Genomic DNA, 12,225 nt, shown 5'->3' with positions numbered 1-12,225 from the left:
TTATTTTTTAGTTATAAACTATAGAGTGCTTGAAACGATTATTTAGTTTCTCGTTTATTTACCTTGTCTTATCATGCTCTTCAGTACATTGTCTTTATCAATGAAGTGGTGTTTGAGTGCAGCTAAAATATGGCCTGCTAATAACAAACCTGCCGCCCACGAAATATAAATATGTAAAGGTTTTACCACAGCTAAAAGTGCGGGATTGTCTTGTACAAGGCGAGGGATTTCAAATAAATACAATAGTGGTGCGGGATGGCCTGCACTCCAACTGAATAAACAACCTGTAATTGGTAATGCAAGCAAAACGAAATACAAAGCTAAATGCCCGAAGTGAGCAAATTTTTTCATACCGTTTGACATGCTATCTGGTAGCGCTGGTGCAGGATGGGTATAACGCCAAAATATACGGACAACGACTAAAAAGATCAGTGTAGTCGCAATATTTTTATGTAAGGTAATGACTTGGCCTTTAAAGCTTCCGTCATTGTCATAACTTAAAAAGTTACCGCTATAGAAGCCAATAATCCAAGCGACAATGAAAATAATCGCCATGAGCCAATGCAGGACTTGAGCCGTACGTGTGTAATATTCTATGTTTTTATTCATATTGAGTTGCTGGGCAGTTGTGGGTTGAGTCAGTGGAAATGCTAATCGAGTTTGCTGATGCGCTCTATAGTTTAGATAGAACTCAGCGTTAATATACTGCAACGCTGAGTGGGATGACATAAATTGTGCATCTGTATTAAATTTTATAATTAGCAGTTTATTCAGTGTGAAAATTTCGGCAAAATAGCGCATCTTTACACCAAAACAAAGGATAAATAGTGAAAAAATTACTAGCTGTACTTGCTCCCCTCGCTTTTGCTTTAACTGCATGTGCGACTGTAGATGGCACAACAGGCTCAACCACAGCAAATACAGGTAACAGCCTAGCAATGATGGCGGTAAAAGTTGGTGTTCAGGCGAAATGTGTGACTGAAATTAACAACAACACCTATTGGAAAACAGGCTCTAAATTATTGACTGAAAGCAAGAAACAAGAATTAGAAACTGAGGTGTGTTCTTGTGTAGGTGAGAAGGCGACAACAAGCGTGACTGCGACTGATCTTGTAGTTGCTGCGATGGATAAAACATCTCAAGCAACATTGGTGAATAAATTAGTAACAACAACATTAAATGCATGTGTTGTTGAAGTATTGAAAAACTAAGCACAATAAAATTGTGTCAAAAGGCGGTCGAATTCGGCCGCTTTTTATATTTGAGGAAAAAATATGCGTATTGCCGGTGCGGATGAAGCGGGTCGTGGTCCTTTAGTTGGCTCGGTAGTGGCTGCTGCTGTTATTCTAGATCCAAACAACCCAATTGAAGGTTTAAATGACTCTAAAAAGCTGACGGAAAAAAAACGTGAAAAGCTTTTTGTGGAAATTAAAGAAAAGGCTTTGGCTTGGGCTATAGCTGAAGCTTCAGCAGCTGAAATTGATGAGATTAATATTTTACAGGCTTCGTTGCTTGCAATGCGACGTGCGGTAGAGCAATTAGAGATTCAGCCTGACCATTTGCTGGTAGATGGTAATAAAGTGCCACAAGGCTTAACCATGAGCTGTGATGCGATTGTTGGTGGTGATGCACTGCATGCTGAAATATCGGCAGCCAGTATTTTGGCGAAAGTAACACGTGATCATGACATGGTGGCATTAGATGCCAAATATCCTCAGTATGGTTTTGCTAAACATAAAGGTTATCCAACCAAGGCACATTTTGAGGCGATTGCTTTACATGGCGTGATTGATGAGCATCGTCGTAGCTTTGGGCCAGTGCGCAAGGTCATAGAGCAAATGCAAAACCAATAAGTATTATGGTTCAAGGTATTACAATGGATAGATAAATTTAAAGCGGCTCAAGAGCCGCTTTATATTCAAACCAGTTTTAATCTTAGCGATTAAAATTGTTCTGTGAAAAATTATCATCTTCAAAAGAAGGTTGATAATCTTGATCGAGATGCTGTAGGTGTTCGTGCATAGCGCGTTCATGTTGAATTCGTTGGTAAATTTCTTCACGATGAACAGAAACTTCTTTTGGAGCATTTACGCCAATGCGCACCTGATTGCCTTTAACGCCAAGTACAGTCACACTGACTTGGTCCCCAATCATCAATGTTTCTCCGACACGTCGAGTCAGAATCAGCATGTTTATCTCCTTGCAAAACGCTAAACCTGCAATTGATCTAGAATGTAAAAACACAACCTGAAAAAGCAAAGAAAATATATCAGAAGTTGTAACCGTCATTGTTACGAATTTTATTCTGATTCTTTTCTTAATATCCTCACAGTTAATATAACAGAGCCACTATAAGAAAAACTATAGTGGCTCTGATTTTTTGTAATGTTTTTCAAATACTGTCTAACAATGACAATTTTTGACACATTAATTACGCACGAGCGCTTGATTCACCATGTTCACGGTCTAAACCGAAAGCAGTATGGAGAGAACGTACAGCAAGCTCTAAGTAATTTTCTTCGATAATTACAGAGATTTTGATTTCAGAAGTAGAAATCATCAAGATGTTGATGCCTTCGTCAGCTAGGGCAGTAAACATTTTGCTTGCTACGCCAGCATGTGAACGCATGCCAACACCAACGATCGATACTTTTACGATGTCATCACGTGTTGCAACTTCACGAGCGCCAATTGCTTGAGCTGTTTCTTCAAGAATTTTTTTCGCTTTCGCAAGTTCGCCACGGTTAACTGTAAATGTGAAATCAGTTGTACCATCTTCTTCAACATTTTGGATAATCATATCCACTTCAATGTTTGCATCGCCAATTGGCTTCAAGATTTTAGACGCAATACCTGGTTCATCAGGAACACCTAAAATCGTTAATTTAGCTTCGTCACGGTTAAATGCGATACCAGAGATAATTGGTTGTTCCATGTTGTCTTCCAATTCAGTCGTAATAAGTGTACCAACGTTCTTTTTGAACTCTTCATCAAATGCGCCGTCATCGTCATTATCAAAGCTTGATAATACGCGTAGCGGAACTTGATATTTGCCTGCAAATTCTACAGAACGAATTTGTAGAACTTTAGAACCAAGAGATGCCATTTCTAGCATTTCTTCAAATGAAATGCGGTCAACTTTTTTCGCTTTTGGTGCAACACGAGGGTCAGTCGTATACACGCCATCTACATCTGTGTAGATTTGGCATTCGTCTGCTTTAAGTGCTGCGGCAATCGCTACGCCTGAAGTGTCTGAGCCACCACGGCCAAGTGTTGTTGTGTTGCCATTTGCATCAAAGCCTTGGAAACCAGCAACTACAATTACGCGACCAGCATCTAAATTTGAAGTTAACACATCAGTGTCAATCGATTCGATACGTGCCTTGGTAAAAGCGCTGTCAGTCTTAATGCCGACTTGACGGCCTGTTAGTGATGTTGCTGCAACGCCAATAGAATTGAGCGCCATTGCTAACATAGAAATCGTTACCTGTTCACCTGTAGACACCATTTGGTCTAATTCACGTGGATCAGGGGTTTCGGTAATGGCTTTCGCTAAAGCAAGTAGGCGATTGGTTTCGCCACTCATTGCAGAAACAACCACCACAACTTGGTGACCGTGATCATGCCAACGCTTTACACGACGAGCAACATTTAAAATGCGCTCAGGAGTACCCATTGAGGTACCACCATATTTTTGAACGATTAATGCCATAACTATCCTTACCAAGTATATAAGCCGCAAGGCTTAAAGCACTTTTACATATTTAAAGCCGTCCTTTCGGGGCGGCTTTAATATACCACGCATGTTTAAATAACTGTTTTCACGGTTATTTAAGAGAATGCATTTTTGTCCGCAAGTGGGCAGAGTGCTTTCTCGTGGACTCCATCATTTTTATCACGTTAGCACTTATGCATCATTAAAAAATCCACATGAGTCTGACGTTTGTTTGGTTTTTATACAAAAGTTGATCAAAATTGCTTGATCAACTTTTAATATTTGCTCTTATTTTGCAGCTAACCATGCTACAAGGTCGCTCATTACAGCTTCGAGTTTGTCGCTATAAGGCGCACCACCTTGAGCCATATCTGGTTTACCACCACCTTTACCGCCTAGCTCTTGGCCAAGGTGTTTGATGATGTCACCCGCTTTAACAGTTGCTGTAAATTCTTTAGCAACTGAAGCAATTAAGCTCACTTTATCGGCATCAACTGCTGCAATTACAATCACTGCATTATCTAGCTTAGATTTCACGCCGTCATGTAAGTTACGAAGCGATTTCGCATCTACATTTTGAACAGTGGTAATTAAAGTTTGACGACCTGCGATGTCTTGAACTTGACTCAAAAGCTCAGTAGCTTGGAAGCTTGCTAATTTTTGGTTCAATTGTTCAATTTGCTTTTGCAGGCTAGATGCGGTGTGAGACAAAGCTTCAACTTTTTCTAAAGTTTGATCTTTTTGCGCTTTAAGCAAATCGTTAATTGCGTGAATATCACGTTCTGCTTTTTGAGCAACTTGAATTGCTTTAGTGCCTGTAACTGCCTCAATACGACGTACACCTGCTGCTACACCACCTTCAGAAGTGATTTTGAACAAACCGATGTCGCCAGTACGCTTAACGTGGATACCGCCACACAATTCGATTGAGAAGTTTTTCTCTTCAATGATTGAACCCATTGAAAGTACACGAACTTCTTCACCGTATTTTTCACCAAACAACATCATCGCGCCTTTTGCTTTCGCAGATTCGATGTCTAGAAGTTCAGTAGAAACAGCAGTGTTAGCAATCACTTCGGCATTTACAAGACGTTCAATTTCTTGAAGCTGTTCAAATGAAACAGGTTGGTCGTTGGCAAAGTCGAAACGTAAAATGTCAGACGCAACCAATGAGCCTTTTTGTTGTACGTGAGTACCTAAGATTTGACGTAATGCAGCATGTAGAAGGTGAGTTGCAGAGTGGTTGCGCGCAGTAGCTGCACGAATGTCTGCTTTTACAGTTGCTTCTACATTTTGAGTAACTTTTAAGTTACCCATAGTCACAATACCTTGGTGTACGAATGCGCCACCAGATTTTTTCGTATCTTGAACTTCGAAAATACCTGTATCGTTTTTGAAGATACCTGTATCACCGATTTGACCGCCACTTTCTGCATAGAAAGGTGTTTGGTTTAATACGATTAAAGCTTCGTCGCCTTCAACCACTTCATCAACTTGCTCACCATCTTTGTAGATTGCGATGATTTGACCTTCACCCGCAGTTGCATCGTAACCGTCGAATTGAGTTTCACCTTCAACTTTAACAACAGCGTTGTAGTCGATTGCAAATTTACCTGCATCACGTGCACGTTGACGTTGTGCAGCCATTTCAACTTCAAAACCAGCTTCGTCAATCGTTAATTCACGTTCACGTGCAATGTCAGCAGTTAAGTCAGTCGGGAAACCATAAGTATCGTAAAGTTTAAATACCACTTCACCAGGAATTACAGAACCTTTCAGTTGTGCCAATTCGCCTTCAAGCAATTTCAAACCTTGCTCTAAAGTTTTTGCGAATTGTTCTTCTTCTTTCAAGAGTTGTGCTTCGATACGCGCTTGCTGTGCAGCAAGTTCAGGGTAAGCAGCACCCATCACTTCAATAAGTGGCTTCAACATTTTGTGGAAGAATGAACCTGTTGCGCCAAGCTTGTTACCATGACGTACTGCACGACGGATAATACGGCGCAGTACATAGCCACGGCCTTCATTAGAAGGATTTACGCCATCAGCGATTAAGAATGAGCATGAACGTGCATGGTCAGCTACAACTTTTAAAGATGCTGGGTATTCAACAGGTTTACCTTCAGCTTGAGCTTTTGCTTCAAGCTCAGTGGTATCTAAACCAATGATTTCAGCCGCAGCTTTAAGCAAGTGTTGGAATAGGTCGATTTCGTAGTTTGAGTTTACGTGCTGTAAAACTGCAGAAATACGTTCTAAGCCCATACCTGTATCTACAGAAGGTGCAGGAAGAGGGTGGAGTACGCCGTCAGCAGTACGGTTGAACTGCATGAATACGTTGTTCCAAATTTCAATGAAACGGTCGCCATCTTCTTCAGGCGTGCCTGGTAGGCCGCCCCAGATGTGGTCGCCATGGTCAAAGAAGATTTCAGAACATGGACCGCAAGGGCCAGTGTCGCCCATTGCCCAGAAGTTATCTGATGCGTATTGACCGCCTTTGTTGTCACCAATACGGATAATACGAGATGCATCTAGACCAATTTCTTTGTTCCAGATATCAAAAGCTTCATCATCTGTGTGATAAACAGTGGCATAAAGTTTGTCTTTTGGAAGACCTAACCATTTTTCGTTGGTTAAGAAATCCCATGCAAATGTGATCGCATCACGTTTGAAGTAATCGCCGAAAGAGAAGTTACCTAACATTTCAAAGAATGTGTGGTGACGTGCTGTATAACCAACGTTGTCTAAGTCGTTGTGTTTGCCGCCTGCGCGTACACATTTTTGTGAAGAAGTTGCACGAACGTAGTCACGTTTTTCAAGACCAAGGAAGCAGTCTTTAAACTGGTTCATACCTGCGTTTGTGAACAGTAATGTTGGGTCGTTGGCAGGTACCAGAGAACTCGACGCGACACGTGTATGCCCTTGCGATTCAAAATAGCTTAAAAAAGCTTCGCGAATTTCAGCTGATGTCATAAAACGAGTACTCACAACCAAGTCTCTCCTAATTTCGATTTGGTAATAGCATATCAAGCAAGTCTTACAAAAATTTAAAGCTGGCTTGAGATGCTGACATAAAATTTAAAAACGCTAAATTATAACGGAAAAAGGTGTGGTGACCAATGATTTTCGGCTATCTCTATGACTTTTTATACAATTCAAAGGGAATCATGCATTTCTCTGAAAATTGTCGAATTTTTGCTTTATTTTTATTTTAGATTGTTTTGTGTTTTCAGCTGGATTTTGCTTCGTTATGGAATGACTTTTCAGTATTGAGTTAATGTTTATTTTGCCAGCTAAATTTGAAGTGATATTTAAAATATTCCAAGCTGTTTTTGAAATCTATTGGATGGAATTCCTTATTTGGTGAGGTTAAATACGTAGTAAATTTAATGTTGATGAATTTTAAGCGTTTTTAGGAAATTACCCAGCCGTTTGAATAGATTTGACTTCAAGTTAAGGAGTCTTTTTCATCATTGAGATGTTTGATGTAAAAATAAAAAAATGCCCAATAACTAATAAAAGAATTAATGATAACTATTGTGGGTTGAAATCAATTAACATAGAGGTGCTTTAAGGTAACAGTTTCATATTACAAGGTTTGAGTCATGCAACGAGTGGCAATTAATGGATTTGGTCGAATTGGGCGTAATGTGTTACGTGCTTGGTTTGAAAATCCAAAGCACTTTAATTTTGAAGTTGTAGCCATCAATGATGTTGCAGACATAGAAACCTTGGTGCATTTATTTAAATACGATACAACACATGGTCGCTTTCAGGGGCTAGTGAGTGTTGAACAACACGAATACCATCATTATTTAAATATTCAGTCTGCGACGCAAACTTTGCGCGTGGAAGTACTCAATCAAGCTCATCCTTATGATTTGCCATGGCAAAATTTAGATATTGATGTGGTGCTTGAGTGCACAGGTTTATTTCGCTCACGTGAAGCGGCTACACAACATATTACTGCTGGGGCAAAGCGTGTCATTATTGGTGCGGCACCGTTTGATACCGTAGATGCGGCCATTGTATATGGTGTGAATCACCAAGATGTAAAAGATACCGATCAGATTATTTCCAGTGTGTCTTGTACCACCCAAGCATTGGTGCCTTTGGTTAAAATTATTGATGATGCGTTTGGTATAGATACTGCGATGATGACTGAAATTCACGCAGTCACAGCGGATCAATCAGTTTTGGATCATGCACATCGTGATTTACGTCGTGCTCGTGCATCAGGTCAAAATATTATTCCCACTACATCATCTGCATTAGGCGCTTTAAAGCAGGTGTTGCCTAAAATGGCCGATCGAATTAATGGATATTCAATTCGTGTACCCACTATTAATGTGGCAGCCATAGATCTTACGTTTATTTCGCAAACAGAAATTAATGTAGCACAGGTGAATCAGGTTTTAACGGAAGCTGCGCATAGCCGTTATGCTGAAATTATGCAGGTAACCGATGAGCCATTGGTGTCGAGTGATTTTAATCACTCTCCATACTCTTTAATTGTGGATTTAACCCAAACTATGGTGGTGGGTAAGCAAGCAAAAGTCTTTGCGTGGTACGACAATGAATGGGGTTATGCGAACCGCTTATTAGATTTATGTGAGTCTTTTACCGTCTAATGCTTTTAAAACAGCTCAGAATTATACGGTACTAACCATAAGATTACTTTTGAACATCATTTGTGCAGCGGTTTTTGTTATTTCTAAGCCTTATTTCTTGTGCTTGTTTGATCGATTTTTTAAAAGCTGTGCGTGCTGGTTGATGGGTGAGCATATTGGCTAAAGCCGATATTTAATTTTGCTGGCTTCAACATCATTTACTTTCGAATGTGTTTTAAAGGCATTCAAATAATTAAAAAGATGAAATGACGTGAAAAGTAGATGTATTTTATAGAATTAAGCATTCATTTAACTCGAATTTGGTTAAGATAGAATGGAATTAAATATATAAGTAGAGTTTGCACATGATTATTTTGTGGGGATTTGTTTTTTTGCTGTCTATGGCGGTAATTTTTTTAACATGGATGCAATTTAAAAACCAAGGGGATGAAGTTTTTAAGCAGTCTGAGCACGTGCAACTGGATCAGAAAGTTGTAAATCTTGAGCAGAATTTGAAAAAAACTTTAGAAATTATGCAAGATTTAGCAAAAAAAATGCATACCCAACAAGAGGTTTTAGATCAAACCACACATAAATTACAGCAAGTCGAATTACAAAATGCCGAATTGGTAACCTTGCTGGCAAAAGTAGTTATTCCTAAAGAATAAAGCTTTATTGCTATTGGTTAAGAGAATATCTTTAAATGATGTGAATAAAGCTCGGTGCATATCGAATATATGCATTGAGCTTTTTTAATTCAAAAGAATGAATAGGAAGTGCTGAATACATTCTTTAGCTGAGTGCCATACGTAAAAAAGCCGCAGTACTCATACTAATGATGACAGTTGGCAGTAGTGACAAGCGAGATGCTGCAATTAATGTCACTACAATTGCAATCATGTCCGCAGGATTATCACGTACAAAATAAGGTGCAATCACTGAAATGAGCACACAGCCAGGTACGACTTCTAAGATTTGTTTTTGCTTTGTGCTCAGCGTTTTATTTTTTAATAAAACATAACCCAATATACGGGTTAAATAGGTTGTGATCGCGACAAAAAGAATGGCAATAAGGGTGGCTGTGTGAATCATGCATCATCTCCAACAAAGTAAAAAGCTGAAGCAATGCCACAAATTGCACCGACAGGGATATACCAGCCTGTAGGTAAATATAAATAAGCTAAAGCAGCTGTAATTAAACTCACCAACCATGGACGTGTCGCAGTCATTCCTTTCCACATACTGCGTAGCAAGATTAAAAATACCGCTGGGAATGCCATATCAAAGCCGAAACGACTAATATCACCTAAGATAGGTCCAATCATGGCACCTAATGTAGTAAAGCCGACCCACATAAGGTACAGCGCTGTACAAATGCCCGCATAAAACATCATGCTAAATGCAGAGGGGGCTAAAATTCCTTGTTTCTTTTGTGCATCGGCTAAACCAACAGCCCAGCTTTCATCACACATAAAAAATAATGCGGTATAAACCGTTTTATTGGGTAAATGACGTAAATAGGGCACTAAGCTTGCACCCATAAGTAGGTGGCGACTATTCACCAAAAAGGTAATAAAAATCAACATAAGAATGTTGGGTGGATTGGTCCAGACTTCTAAAATGGCAAACTCGGACCCACCTGCAAAATTAAGACCTGTGAGCAGTGGAACTTCTATTGCAGAAAAACCTTTTTGCGTCGCTTGAGCGCCTAAAACTAAGGCAAACGGAATTATACCCAGCAGTAGTGGTAGAGACACTTTGAGACCACGTTTAAATTCTGTTGCTTGAACTTGTGTGTTGGGTGTATCTGTTGAGCTACTACGAAGGCTGTACATGTTGGGCATTAAACTGCAAATAGAAAATCTATTTTATTCTGTCTATGTTGGCATTTGTGATTGAAATTGGGGTTATGTTTTGCCTTAACGCAATTTTATTGCTAATTTTATCTTAAATGAGATATTAAGTGCTTTAATTATGGATCAATTAGACAAACGGATTTTGCAAGTATTGCAACATCAAGGGAAGCTACAAAATAATGAGCTGGCCCAGCAGGTGGGGTTGTCTGCATCACCGTGTTTACGTCGGGTTAAGCAATTAGAAGATGAGGGTTATATCGAAAAATATGTTGCCTTGTTAAATCCACAAAAATTAAATTTAGGATTAACTGTCTTTGCACGGATTTGGTTGAAAGGACAAGATGCCAATACAGTAAATAGTTTTGTAGAGGCAATACAAGATTTGCAAGAGGTGGTTGAATGTCAATTAATGGCAGGCGATTGTGACTTCTTTTTAAGAATAGTTGTGGCAGATTTGGATGCATATCGACGTTTTCAGGTTGAGCATTTAAACAAAATTATCAGCATACAAAGTGTAAAAACAGAAATACCATTACAGCGAATTAAGCAAACCACAGCATTACCACTCTAGTATTTAGTTTTTGGTGCGTTATTCTTAGGTGTTAATAGCGCTTGGATGTGTAAATTATGCGCAGGTAGTTTGCTATTTCCTTCATAAAAATACTTTATATAATCAGTTCTTAAGAAAATATAACGATAGATTTCATATAAGCGTGTTTATTTGCACATGATTTATGAAAAAGTCATGTGCACAAGCTAAGTGATCGTGCTAGACTAGGAGAAATCGGGTGTGCTCCCGATTTTTTTATGCGGATTTGTTCCGCGCTGACAAGAATTTAGGTTTACAACATGCCCATTTCAGAGACATGGTTATTACCTGATGGTGTAGCTGATGTACTGCCAAAACAGGCGCAAGTGATTGAATCTTTGCGTCGTGAAGCATTAGATTTCCTCGCATCTCGAGGTTATCAGTTGGTGTACACGCCATTCATTGAATACATCGAATCTCTATCTTCTCTTTCAGAATCGAATCAAGATTTAGACTTAGCCACTTTTAAAGTGATCGACCAACTTTCAGGTCGTTTGCTTGGTGTGCGTGCCGATATGACACCACAAGTGGCTCGTATTGATGCGCATGTACATCCTGTCGAAGGTGTAGCTCGTTATTGCTACGCTGGTACAGTACTACATACTAAGCCACAGGGTTTTAATACCACGCGTGCACCTTTACAGTTAGGTGCAGAATTATTTGGTTCAGACAGCATTGATGCTGACGTTGAGCTGATTGATGTCATGATCAACTTGCTTGAAAAAGCCGGTCATGCAGATGGTATTCATCTTGATTTAGGGCATGTCGGTTTATTCCGTAGCATGGTGAAACAAGCAGGCTTGAGCAAAGCGCTTGAACGCCAATTGTCTGACTTATATCAACGCAAAGCTTTGCCTGAACTTGCTGAATTCACACAAACTATTCCGTTTGGTGCAGATTTTTATACATTAGGTCGTTTTGCAAGTGATTTAGATGCACTGCAAGCTAATTTAACGCCTGAAGTATTAGCGAATGAAGCATTTAAACTTGCTTTTGATGCTGTGAAGTCGACTCAAGCAGCAATTCAAGCACGTTGGCCAGCGCTAGATATTGGTATTGATGTGGTTGAACTTCGTTCATATCACTATCACACTGGTTTAATGTATGCAGTATATGCACCAAACCGTGCTGCACCACTGGCTCAAGGTGGTCGCTATGATGGTATTGGTGAGCACTTTGGTCGTGCACGTCCAGCAACGGGTTTCTCTTGTGACTTATATGCTTTAACAGCTGGTCAAGTTCAGAGCACTCAAGTTTTGGTTGCACCTAAAGGCAATGAAGCAGATTTATTAAAGGCAATTGATTCAGCACGTAACGAAGGGTTTAGTGTGGTTCAATTGCTAGGTAATGATGATTTAAATTCAATTTCATCTGCGACACACCAATTGGTGCGCGCAAATGGCGAATGGACAATCAAACAAATTTAACCGCGGATGTGCCTGCGGGCACACACGCTATTTC

At 39.7% G+C, this 12,225-nt stretch carries 12 protein-coding genes; 6 read left to right on the top strand and 6 right to left on the bottom strand.

The annotated features are described in order from the left end of the window. Positions 1-54 precede the first annotated feature (54 nt). Positions 55-609: a cytochrome b gene (locus DYI81_RS12930; RefSeq protein WP_117007778.1), complete on the bottom strand. Its 555-nt coding sequence runs from the start codon at positions 607-609 to the stop codon at positions 55-57. Between the two features lie 218 nt (positions 610-827). Between DYI81_RS12930 and DYI81_RS12925 the strand changes: the two genes are divergently transcribed. Both DYI81_RS12925 and rnhB read left to right on the top strand, forming a co-directional pair. After that, the gene (locus DYI81_RS12925; protein ID WP_117007750.1) at positions 828-1,211 is read left to right on the top strand and encodes a hypothetical protein; all 384 of its coding nucleotides are present in this window, start codon (positions 828-830) and stop codon (positions 1,209-1,211) included. A 63-nt stretch (positions 1,212-1,274) separates the two neighbouring features. Continuing rightward, on the top strand, positions 1,275-1,853 hold the full coding sequence (gene rnhB / locus DYI81_RS12920) for a ribonuclease HII (protein ID WP_117007749.1): 579 nt from the start codon (positions 1,275-1,277) through the stop codon (positions 1,851-1,853). Between the two features lie 82 nt (positions 1,854-1,935). Here rnhB and csrA read toward each other — a convergent pair whose 3' ends face one another. From csrA to alaS, 3 genes are all read right to left on the bottom strand, one after another. Continuing rightward, positions 1,936-2,190, bottom strand: coding sequence for a carbon storage regulator CsrA (csrA, locus tag DYI81_RS12915; protein ID WP_004989721.1), 255 nt, complete (start codon positions 2,188-2,190; stop codon positions 1,936-1,938). 241 nt (positions 2,191-2,431) lie between these two features. Further along, positions 2,432-3,712 carry an aspartate kinase gene (locus DYI81_RS12910; RefSeq protein WP_106986353.1) on the bottom strand — a complete coding sequence of 427 codons (1,281 nt, stop codon included), beginning with the start codon at positions 3,710-3,712 and terminating at the stop codon, positions 2,432-2,434. Positions 3,713-4,003: 291 nt separating this feature from the next. Beyond that, positions 4,004-6,697: an alanine--tRNA ligase gene (alaS, locus tag DYI81_RS12905; protein ID WP_171356362.1), complete on the bottom strand. Its 2,694-nt coding sequence runs from the start codon at positions 6,695-6,697 to the stop codon at positions 4,004-4,006. 617 nt (positions 6,698-7,314) lie between these two features. Here alaS and gap point away from each other — a divergent pair. Together gap and DYI81_RS12895 are read left to right on the top strand one after the other, a co-directional pair. Then, positions 7,315-8,340: a type I glyceraldehyde-3-phosphate dehydrogenase gene (gap, locus tag DYI81_RS12900; RefSeq protein WP_106986355.1), complete on the top strand. Its 1,026-nt coding sequence runs from the start codon at positions 7,315-7,317 to the stop codon at positions 8,338-8,340. A 344-nt stretch (positions 8,341-8,684) separates the two neighbouring features. After that, complete coding sequence (locus DYI81_RS12895) at positions 8,685-8,987, top strand: hypothetical protein (RefSeq protein WP_106986356.1); 303 nt, start codon at positions 8,685-8,687, stop codon at positions 8,985-8,987. Between the two features lie 124 nt (positions 8,988-9,111). On the opposite strand, the gene DYI81_RS12890 is transcribed toward DYI81_RS12895, so the two are convergent. Beyond that, positions 9,112-9,411 (bottom strand): AzlD family protein, encoded by a 300-nt coding sequence (locus tag DYI81_RS12890; protein ID WP_106986357.1) that lies wholly within the window; start codon positions 9,409-9,411, stop codon positions 9,112-9,114. Then, on the bottom strand, positions 9,408-10,154 hold the full coding sequence (locus tag DYI81_RS12885) for an AzlC family ABC transporter permease (RefSeq protein ID WP_117007777.1): 747 nt from the start codon (positions 10,152-10,154) through the stop codon (positions 9,408-9,410). Before DYI81_RS12885 ends, DYI81_RS12890 begins: the two co-directional genes overlap by 4 nt. A 139-nt stretch (positions 10,155-10,293) precedes the next feature. On the opposite strand from DYI81_RS12885, the gene DYI81_RS12880 reads away from it, so the two are divergent. Together DYI81_RS12880 and DYI81_RS12875 are read left to right on the top strand one after the other, a co-directional pair. Next, positions 10,294-10,746, top strand: coding sequence for an Lrp/AsnC family transcriptional regulator (locus DYI81_RS12880; RefSeq protein ID WP_117007747.1), 453 nt, complete (start codon positions 10,294-10,296; stop codon positions 10,744-10,746). 278 nt (positions 10,747-11,024) lie between these two features. After that, a complete protein-coding gene (locus tag DYI81_RS12875; RefSeq protein ID WP_117007746.1) occupies positions 11,025-12,191 on the top strand; it encodes an ATP phosphoribosyltransferase regulatory subunit in 1,167 nt (388 codons plus the stop codon). The last annotated feature ends 34 nt before the right edge of the window (positions 12,192-12,225 follow it).

Source organism: Acinetobacter sp. SWAC5 (genome assembly GCF_003419885.1).
In the GTDB taxonomy this organism is placed as follows: domain Bacteria; phylum Pseudomonadota; class Gammaproteobacteria; order Pseudomonadales; family Moraxellaceae; genus Acinetobacter; species Acinetobacter cumulans.
Note: the sequence above shows the minus strand (reverse complement) of the source record. Positions and strands in the feature narration are given on the sequence as shown.

Bases quoted from the DNA above. Each gene is read 5' to 3' on its own strand.
- DYI81_RS12930 (WP_117007778.1), bottom strand. From the start codon at position 609: ATGAATAAAAACATAGAATATTACACACGTACGGCTCAAGTCCTGCAT.
- rnhB (WP_117007749.1), top strand. From the start codon at position 1,275: ATGCGTATTGCCGGTGCGGATGAAGCGGGTCGTGGTCCTTTAGTTGGC.
- csrA (WP_004989721.1), bottom strand. From the start codon at position 2,190: ATGCTGATTCTGACTCGACGTGTCGGAGAAACATTGATGATTGGGGAC.
- DYI81_RS12910 (WP_106986353.1), bottom strand. From the start codon at position 3,712: ATGGCATTAATCGTTCAAAAATATGGTGGTACCTCAATGGGTACTCCT.
- gap (WP_106986355.1), top strand. From the start codon at position 7,315: ATGCAACGAGTGGCAATTAATGGATTTGGTCGAATTGGGCGTAATGTG.
- DYI81_RS12895 (WP_106986356.1), top strand. From the start codon at position 8,685: ATGATTATTTTGTGGGGATTTGTTTTTTTGCTGTCTATGGCGGTAATT.
- DYI81_RS12890 (WP_106986357.1), bottom strand. From the start codon at position 9,411: ATGATTCACACAGCCACCCTTATTGCCATTCTTTTTGTCGCGATCACA.
- DYI81_RS12885 (WP_117007777.1), bottom strand. From the start codon at position 10,154: ATGTACAGCCTTCGTAGTAGCTCAACAGATACACCCAACACACAAGTT.
- DYI81_RS12880 (WP_117007747.1), top strand. From the start codon at position 10,294: ATGGATCAATTAGACAAACGGATTTTGCAAGTATTGCAACATCAAGGG.
- DYI81_RS12875 (WP_117007746.1), top strand. From the start codon at position 11,025: ATGCCCATTTCAGAGACATGGTTATTACCTGATGGTGTAGCTGATGTA.